Annotated in this window: 1 protein-coding gene; it reads right to left on the bottom strand. The window is 42.3% G+C overall.

The genetic code is table 11. From position 1 onward, the window contains the following. Window positions 1-717: APC family permease (locus R7O12_RS25195; RefSeq protein ID WP_318126794.1), on the bottom strand; the 717-nt coding region annotated here is incomplete at its 3' end. Window positions 718-1,316 lie beyond the last annotated feature (599 nt).

Genomic DNA, 1,316 nt, shown 5'->3' with positions numbered 1-1,316 from the left:
AGAAGCTAAGAGTGCTTTTGGATACGCCTTTTGTGGATTTTCTACTTCACTTGCATATGAGGTGGTAATTTCTAAACCAGTCAATGAAAGCACGACAGCGGTGAAACCTGCCCCAATTCCATCTTGAGAGAAATCGGGTAGCCAGTCAGAGACATGACTAAGGGAGATATGAGACGCACCCGGATTGGTATATGCCCAGTAACCACCCAAGCCAATGATCAGCAAAATTGGGAAAATGAGCCCTAGAGTGCCAAACACGTTTGTGATCATCGATGACAAACGTAAGCCGAATATATTTACCAATGTTAGCGCCCAAAAAATCACGTTAATCATGATTAACATGAAAATATTATTCTGCGCCAGTTCTGGGAAAAATGGGTAGGCACCTGTAGCGACAATGAAAGAGATCAGCGGCGGGTAATAAACGATATTTTCCGCATATTGATACCAAACGGTCGCAAAGCCGAAGTTAGGTCCAATCGTTTCTTTTCCCCAAAGATAGACACCACCCTGTTGAGGGTAAGTCGTGCTTAGCTCGGCACACACTAAAGCTGTGGGAACGAAAAAGCATAAACCAGCAAGTAAAAAGAAAGAGATGGCATGACTACCAAATAAGGCGGCACCCGGTATGTTTCTGATGCTATCAACGGATGTAACCGTAATCATGATCACAGAGAAAACACTGAGTTTAACAGCGGACTTGGCGATATTGCTCATTCGATACCTTTAATAAACGAGCCACGAATTCATGGTTGGAAAACCCGCGTGCTACAAGTAAGACGCGCGTATTGTAGGGTTGTTATAAACGGCGGGTATATAGCGAAAAATGGTATGTATTTACCCAAAAATGAACCGAAAACTCAGTGATTTATTTGTAAGCAATATAAACGTTTGCGTTAGTGTATTGGCGCACAAAAAGTAAAAGAGACACACAACAAACTGCCACAGGTTGACCTTCACCTAAGGGTAAGCGTTAAGTTAAAGGGAACGAAAATCGTTAAGGAGAAGACAAATGGGGTGTTGTAATCAAGCGCCAAAAGGTGGAACAGGCAAGCTATCATACTTAATGTTAGTTATCGCTGGATTGTTTGCGGCTATTTTTCTTATCGCCGCTCTTTGGGGGTAATACGCAGTCCAAGGTATTGTAAATACACGGTTATGTTTATCCAAACTTTATGAAAGGCGGGTGGATTCATTTCATCAGTAGATGTTAATGTCCGAGCTCGCCTTTGGTGTTTTTGCACGCCCAACATATTCTTGTAAAGTTCTTATTGTGTAGTGTGTCGAAGAACCATAGAATCCGCGCGCTTTAATTT

It is taken from the genome of Vibrio sp. Vb1574 (genome assembly GCF_033338675.1).
This window is presented reverse-complemented; position numbering and strand designations above follow the sequence as displayed.